The sequence below is a fragment of the Zoogloea dura genome, from assembly GCF_012927165.1.
GTDB lineage: Bacteria > Pseudomonadota > Gammaproteobacteria > Burkholderiales > Rhodocyclaceae > Zoogloea > Zoogloea dura.
In genome coordinates, this window is record NZ_JABBGA010000022.1 from 82,213 (window position 1) to 88,957 (window position 6,745).

The window sequence follows — 6,745 nt, forward strand, 5'->3', positions numbered from 1 at the left end:
GCCCGATTCTAACCGAGGGCGCCGGGGCCTCAGACCGGCTTCCAGAAGATGTAGTCAGCCTGGTAGGTGACGGTTTCCCGTTTGCCGCGGGAGCCGGCCGAACATTCGGAGGCGGGCGCCACGCCGCCCTTCAGGGCGACCCGCTGGATGTAGCTGACACCGCTCAGGGCGCCGTTGCCGCTGGCTGGATTGGCCTTGACCAGCTGGAGGGGCAGGTTGCCGGCGCCGGACGGGGCGACGGCGACCTGAGTGCCGGTGAGCTTTGAGCCGTCACCGGCCTCCCAGGTGGCGGGCGGGCCATAGTAGCTGCCCAGCACCTGCCCGGCGCGATCCTTGAGGACCGCCCGGGGGCCGACGAAGACCCACTCGGTCTGGCCCGGAGCATTGGCCTTGTCGCGGCACTCGTAGGTGATTTCGCCGCTGCCGACGGTCTCCCAGGCGACCTGGTGACCAGCAGGTACCTTGACGGGGTCGGGCAGGCTGTCCTGGCTGAAGCGGGGACTCATCGACCCGATGGTGGAGCAGGCGCCGAGGGTCAGGGCGGACAGCAGGATGGTGAAGGTGGTTTTCATTTTTTCTCTCCGTGGGGAAGGGGGGCGAGCAGCGCGGGAGGCTGCTGAGTTCACTACCCGTGGAGAGGGCAACTGGATGCACCTGGCGAAAAAAATTCCGGGGGGGCGAAGCAGCCCGGTTCGGCACCAGGATCAGGCAGCACCGCCGTCGGAGGCGGTTAGGGCGGCGGCGGCCAGCATCGCCCGGGCGTCGCTGCATTGCCCCGGAGCGGGCGCGATGCCCACCCGGGCCTGCAGGGCGATGGGGTGGCCGTCGATGCGCAGCGGCTTGCCGGCCATTCCTGCCAGGGCGTCGGCGAGGTGCTGCAGTCCTTCCGGTGAGGCTGCGTCTGCCGGACCGGGGCTGGCCCAGGCCAGGGAGGGGGGGCGGAAGTCGCTCACCAGGATGGCAAAGCCATTGCCGTGGCGGGCGACCCCGTTGCAATCGTTCTGCACGACGCGCAGGCGCTTGCCAACTTCCACCATGACCCGTTCGGCCATGGCCGGGCCATGGGTGGCGGCGATCTCCTCGAGCGGGGTGACGCTGAGGTGGAGGAGGGCGAAGGGATAGCCGGCGAAGGCGGAATGGACAAACAGGTGCTGCAGCCGGTCCAGAAACAGGCTGAAACCGAGCAGGCCGGTGGCGTTGTCGAAGAACAGGCGGCGGCGGGCTTCTTCCTGGGCCCCGCGGCTGCTGTCCACGTCGGTGATGAAGCCTTCCAGGCCGAGGAACTCGCCGCGGCTGGAATGGATGCCGCGCCCCTGCTCCCAGACCCAGCGGGTCTGCCCGTCCCGGTCCACGATGCGGTAGCTGAGCTCGTAGCGCTCGCGCCGGGTCAGGCGCATCTGCACGTAGTTCCAGACGAAATCCCGGTCTTCCGGGTGGATCAGGTCGGCAAAGCTGGCCGACTGGTTGTCCACCAGCTCGAGCGGGGTGTAGCCGGTCAGCTCGAAGCTGCCCTCGCTGACGAATTCCATGGTCCAGTGCTTGTCGTTCTGGCCGCGGTAGATCATCCCCGGCAGGTTGTCGAGCATGGTGTGCAGGCTGCGTCGCTGGGCGCGCAGGGCTTCTTCGTTGCGCCGCCGCTGGTCGATGTCGAGCAGCATGCCGACGATGCCGGTCTCGCCGCTGGCGGGGAGGTCGAGGGCCCAGGCCCGCAATTCAACCCAACGCGGGCCCAGCGCCCGCCCTGCCAGGGTGCGGACCTCCAGGCTCAGGCTGTCCCTTTCCCCGGCCTGCAACTGACGCAGGCCCTTGGTGAGGGCGTTCCGGTCTTCCAGGTGGAAGAGCGGCAGAAAGGGCTGGAAGAGGCTGTCGGCCACCGGCCGGCCGGTGGCTCTTTCCCATTGGGGGTTGAGCCAGGTCACCAGGAGCTGGTTGTCCAGGGCAAACAGGATCTCGCCTGCGAAGTGGGACAGGCGATTGCCCCACTGGCTGTCGGGGCCGCTGGCGGGGAGTGCGTCGGGGGTGTCGAACTGCAGCAGGGTGACCGTGGACCGGTCGCCGCGGAAGAGGCTGGCGCGGGCCAGCCAGGGCACGCCGTCGGCCCGCAGCAGGGTCAGCACGCCGGCGTCGCCGGAGGCGGTGCCGGCGCCCAGCAGGGCGGCCAGTCGGCGATGGTGCTTGGGGTGCACGATGTTGTCGAGGGGCATGCCCAGCACTTCGTCGCTGCGGGATTCCAGGCCGAGCACCTTGAGCAGGGCCTGGTTGGCGTGGGCGATGCGCCCGCCCTCCGCGAGCAGGGCCGGTTGTCCGCTGTGCTGGGCGAACTGGGTGAGGGGCCGCCCGGTGCCGTCCGGGCCGAGGGGGCGCGACTGGACCTGGGTGCGGGGTCCGAAACGCAGGCCGGCCCAGGCCATCGCGGGCAAGGCGCAGACGGCCCAGACCACGCTGGCGGGCGGTCCGGCCTCTCCGAGGGCAAGGCATGCGAGGGCGGAGGCCAGCAGGGTGGCAACGAGATAGAGCGTCATGGGGCCGGGCTCGGCGAGCCGTTCTGGGTGATTGTCCGGGCTTGGGCAAGCAGGTTTCACTCCATGTCTGCGGGCTGGGGCGCGGAATTCCAGATGGCATGAAGTTTCCTGTAGGGCGCGAATGTTGCTTTTTAGTTGCTGTTCGCCGGCCCGGCATTTCTGTGTTCACTGACCCTCATCGTGCTCGATCGCTTTCCGCTCATGTCCCGCTTGTGCCTGATCCTGGCCTGTCTGGCCAGTCTGGCAGCCGGGCTTTATTTCAGCGCCGGACTGACGGTGAGGCTCGAACTCTCCGCCCGGGCTGATCCGGCAGGCCCTGCTGCGGCGCGTCTGGCCGGGGTGGAGTTGATGACTGCCGTGCTGGCCTTGCTGTTCGTCGTCGGCTGCGCGCTGATCCTGCGCGGAGGCTGGAAGGCGCTGGTGGAACGCACTGATATCGCGCTCGCCCGGGTCTCCGCGCACACCGCTGGTGCGGCCGTCGCTCCGGAACAGGGCGGCGACGAGATCGACCGGCTGGCGCGGGCCCTTGATGCTGTGGCCACCCAGCTCGCCTGCGGCCTGGCGGACGGGGAGCGCCTGTCGCGCCATGCTCTCGAGCAGGAGCGCTTCGCGGTGCGCTCCCTGGAGTTCATTTACCGGGCCTGTGCCAGCCTGGCGGGAAACAATGCCAGTGCCCCGTGGCTCACCGCCCTGCTCGAGGACATGCTTGATTGCCTGCAGGCCCGCTGCTGCTCACTGGCCTTGTTCGAGCAGGTGGCCGAGGGCCTGGGCGTGCCGGAGGCGCTGGGCGCGCCCCGCCTGGCCCGCCTGCTCGACGAGTTCGATGCGGAGTCCCTGGCCCGCAGCGGGGGCCTGCGCCGTTCCGATTCAGGCCCCGATGGAGAGATCGTCGAGCTGGCCGTGCCGGTGCGGGATGCAGGTGAAACCTACGGTGTGCTGATCGTCGAGGCGCCGGGCGACTTCCTGTTCGAAAGCCGTCACCGGCGCCTGGTGGATGCGGTGGCCGGGCTGTTCGCCCTGTCCCTGGGCAATCTGCAGAGAAACCAGCGGCGCCGGCGCCTGGCCCTGATGGACGAGCGCAACGCGATTGCCGGGGAGCTGCATGACTCCCTTGCCCAGGCCCTGTCGTACATGAAGCTGCAGATAGCCCGACTCCAACTGGAGATCGGCCGCAACTGCGATGCCTGCGAGCCGAGCGGGCGGGTGCTGGAGATCTCCGGGGAGATCAAGAACGGGCTCGACAGCGCCTACCGGCACCTCCGCGAGCTGCTCTCGGCCTTCCGGACGAGCATGCCGCCCGGTGGTCTGCAGCAGGCCCTGCGGGAGGTGGTGGAGGAGTTGTCGGCCCGGGCCGGCACCGAGATCAGCCTGGATTTCCGGCTGGGTGACACGCCCCTGTCGGTGAACGAGGAGTTCCATTTGCTGCAGATCGTCCGCGAGGCGCTCACCAATGTGATCCGCCACGCGCGGGCCGACCATGCCCTGATCCGCCTCGAGCGGAGCCCCGAGGGGGAGGTGGTGGTCCAGGTGGAGGACGACGGCCGGGGTATTGCTCCGGACAGTGGCGGCGAAGGTCATCACGGCCTCTCCATCATGCGTGAGCGGGCCCGGCAACTGAGCGGCAGCCTGACGCTGGCCCCCGGGGCCGACAACACCGGCACCTGCGTGGAAATGCGCTTCCGCCCCCGGGCGGTGCCCACATGAATTTCATCAAGACTTGAGGAGACAACCCATGGACCCTTCTGAAACGATGCCTGGAGCAGCCGGTGAGGTGCCGCCCATCCGCCTGGTGGTGGTGGATGACCACGCCCTGTTCCGCAAGGGCATCGGCCAGCTGCTTTCGATGTATGCCGACATCCGGGTGGTGGCCGAGGCGGCCTCGGGGGCCGACGGCATCGAGGCGGTGCTCACCCATCGTCCCGATGTGGCCCTGGTGGACCTGCACATGAAGGGCCTCGACGGAATCTCTGTGGTGCGCGCCCTGCAGGCCGCCGGCTCACCGACCCGGCTGGTCATGCTCACGGTGTCAGACTCCAGCTTTGATGTGATGGAGGCCCTCAAGGCAGGGGCCAGCGGCTACCTCCTCAAGGACATGGAGCCGGACGAGTTCTGCCTCAAGCTGCGCCAGGTGGCGGCGGGGGGCACGGTGCTGTCGGCCGAGGTGGGGGGCTTGCTGGCCAAGCCCCAGCCCGCCGCCCGGGAGAACATCGACGTCGGCTGGGCCTCCCTCACCGCCCGCGAGCAGGAGACCCTTGAGCTGGTCTCCAAGGGCGCCTCCAACAAGATCGTGGCGCGCTCCCTGGGCATCGCCGAGAGCACGGTGAAGGTGCACGTCAAGCACGTGCTGCAGAAGCTCAATCTGCGCAACCGTTTCGAGGCTGCGGTGTGGCTGCGGGAGTTGCGGGAGGGTGACAGGAACGCCGCCGTGTAGGGGGTGGAGGGATTGAGCCGGGGGCGGAGCCGACCGCCCTCTCCCTGAAGTAGTACCAGAGTAGTATTTCCCGCCGCCGCCCCGGCTGGCCTAATGAACTCATACCCCAACCCCTTTCCTGCAAGGAGTTTCAGATGAGTTCATGGAGAATCTCGGCCCTCGCCGACCGTCATCGCGCCCTCGGTTCCAATCTGGAGGACTGGAATGGCATGGGCACCGCCTGGACCTATTCCACCGACCTGGCCGACGAGCACGAGACCATCCGCACCAAGGCCGGCCTGATGGATGTGTCCGGCCTCAAGAAGGTGCATGTGATCGGACCCCACGCCGAAGCCCTGATCGATTGGGCCACCACCCGCAACGTGGGCAAGCTCTACCCGGGCAAGTCGGTATACGCCAGCATGCTCAACGAGGCCGGCAAGTTCATCGACGATTGCGTGATCTATCGCAACGGCCCCAATGCCTTCATGGTGGTGCACGGCTCCGGCGCAGGGCATGAGATCCTCACCCGCGGCGCCGTCGGCCGCAACGTGACGGTGCTCTTCGATGACGATCTGCACGACCTGTCCCTGCAGGGGCCGGTGGCCGTGGAGTTCCTGTCCAAGCATGTGCCGGGCATCCGTGATCTGCCCTACTTCCACCATATCCACACCACGCTGTTCGGCCGCCCGGTGACCATCTCCCGCACCGGCTACACCGGCGAGCGGGGCTACGAGATCTTCTGCAAGGCCGCCGATGCGCCCACCATCTGGGACACCATCGTCGCCGAAGGCAAGGCCATGGGCATCCGCCCCTGTTCCTTCCTGGCGCTGGACTGGCTGCGGGTGGAGAGCTACCTGCTGTTCTACCCCTACGACAATTCCGATATGTACCCGATGGAAGGGCAGCCCATCGGCGACACCCTGTGGGAGCTGGGCCTGGATTTCACCGTGTCGCCGGGCAAGAAGGAGTTCCGTGGTGCCAACGAGCACTACCGGCTGCAGGGCAAGGAGCGCTTCAAGATCTTCGGCATCGAGCTCGACTCCAAGGAAGCGGCCCTGGGCGGCGATGCCCTCTACGACGGCGACACCAAGGTCGGCTTCGTGACCTGCGGCATGTACTCGCGCCTGGTGGACCGCTCCATGGCCATCGCCCGCCTGGATCCGGCCTATGCCGTGCCCGGCCGCAAGCTCGAACTGCGCGGCGCCAGCCTGCGCGCTCCGGCCACCACGCACGCCTTGCCTTTCGACGACCCGCAGAAGCTCAAGCGTACCGCCAAGGGCTGAGCCCCGGCAGGCCACGCAGGGGCGGCTTCAGCCGCCTCTGCAAGCGGCCCGGCCCCGCTGCACCCTCCGGATGAATGAATGGCCCCCCAGAGGCCGAGCAAAAGGAAACAGCCCATGACTTCCCCCACACGACGTTACACCCTGTCCCTGTCCTGTCCTGACCGGGTCGGCATCGTTGCCGCCGTCAGCGCCTTCCTGGCCCAGAACAAGGGCTGGATCACCGAGGCAAACCACCACGCCGACGCGCAGGCGGAGCGCTTCTTCATGCGCCAGGAGATCCTGGCGGACTCGCTGCCCTTCGGTATCGAGACGCTGCGCGACAAGTTCGCGCCGATTGCGGCGGAGTTCCAGATGGACTGGCGGATCTCGGACAGCGCGCGCAAGAAGCGGGTGGTGATCCTGGTGTCCAAGCAGGAGCACTGCCTGTACGACCTGCTGGCGCGCTGGCAGGCGGACGAGCTGAACATCGAGATTCCGTGCGTGATCTCGAATCACGAGACCTTCCGGGGCCTGGTGGAGTGGCACGG

General features: G+C 67.9%; 5 protein-coding genes and 1 pseudogene. 4 read left to right on the forward strand and 2 right to left on the reverse strand.

Features of this window, described 5'->3' with window-relative positions:
• Nucleotides 1–29: 29 nt before the first annotated feature.
• Together HHL15_RS20560 and HHL15_RS20565 are read right to left on the reverse strand one after the other, a co-directional pair.
• Nucleotides 30–572, reverse strand: coding sequence for a DUF3455 domain-containing protein (locus tag HHL15_RS20560; RefSeq protein WP_169147688.1), 543 nt, complete (start codon nt 570–572; stop codon nt 30–32).
• Nucleotides 573–704: 132 nt separating this feature from the next.
• On the reverse strand, nt 705–2,522 hold the full coding sequence (locus HHL15_RS20565) for a sensor domain-containing diguanylate cyclase (protein ID WP_169147689.1): 1,818 nt from the start codon (nt 2,520–2,522) through the stop codon (nt 705–707).
• Nucleotides 2,523–2,723: 201 nt separating this feature from the next.
• Between HHL15_RS20565 and HHL15_RS20570 the strand changes: the two genes are divergently transcribed.
• From HHL15_RS20570 to HHL15_RS20585, 4 genes and pseudogenes are all read left to right on the forward strand, one after another.
• Nucleotides 2,724–4,226 carry an ATP-binding protein gene (locus tag HHL15_RS20570; protein ID WP_169147690.1) on the forward strand — a complete coding sequence of 501 codons (1,503 nt, stop codon included), beginning with the start codon at nt 2,724–2,726 and terminating at the stop codon, nt 4,224–4,226.
• Between the two features lie 28 nt (nt 4,227–4,254).
• Nucleotides 4,255–4,953 (forward strand): response regulator, encoded by a 699-nt coding sequence (locus HHL15_RS20575; RefSeq protein WP_235943547.1) that lies wholly within the window; start codon nt 4,255–4,257, stop codon nt 4,951–4,953.
• 134 nt (nt 4,954–5,087) lie between these two features.
• Nucleotides 5,088–6,218 (forward strand): aminomethyltransferase family protein, encoded by a 1,131-nt coding sequence (locus HHL15_RS20580; protein WP_169147691.1) that lies wholly within the window; start codon nt 5,088–5,090, stop codon nt 6,216–6,218.
• A 114-nt stretch (nt 6,219–6,332) separates the two neighbouring features.
• Nucleotides 6,333–6,745, forward strand: a pseudogene (locus HHL15_RS20585) (formyltetrahydrofolate deformylase); the annotation flags it as partial.

What these genes read in the sequence shown, in the direction of transcription:
- HHL15_RS20560 (WP_169147688.1), bottom strand. Translation starts at nt 572, where the DNA reads ATGAAAACCACCTTCACCATCCTGCTGTCCGCCCTGACCCTCGGCGCC.
- HHL15_RS20565 (WP_169147689.1), bottom strand. Translation starts at nt 2,522, where the DNA reads ATGACGCTCTATCTCGTTGCCACCCTGCTGGCCTCCGCCCTCGCATGC.
- HHL15_RS20570 (WP_169147690.1), top strand. Translation starts at nt 2,724, where the DNA reads ATGTCCCGCTTGTGCCTGATCCTGGCCTGTCTGGCCAGTCTGGCAGCC.
- HHL15_RS20575 (WP_235943547.1), top strand. Translation starts at nt 4,255, where the DNA reads ATGGACCCTTCTGAAACGATGCCTGGAGCAGCCGGTGAGGTGCCGCCC.
- HHL15_RS20580 (WP_169147691.1), top strand. Translation starts at nt 5,088, where the DNA reads ATGAGTTCATGGAGAATCTCGGCCCTCGCCGACCGTCATCGCGCCCTC.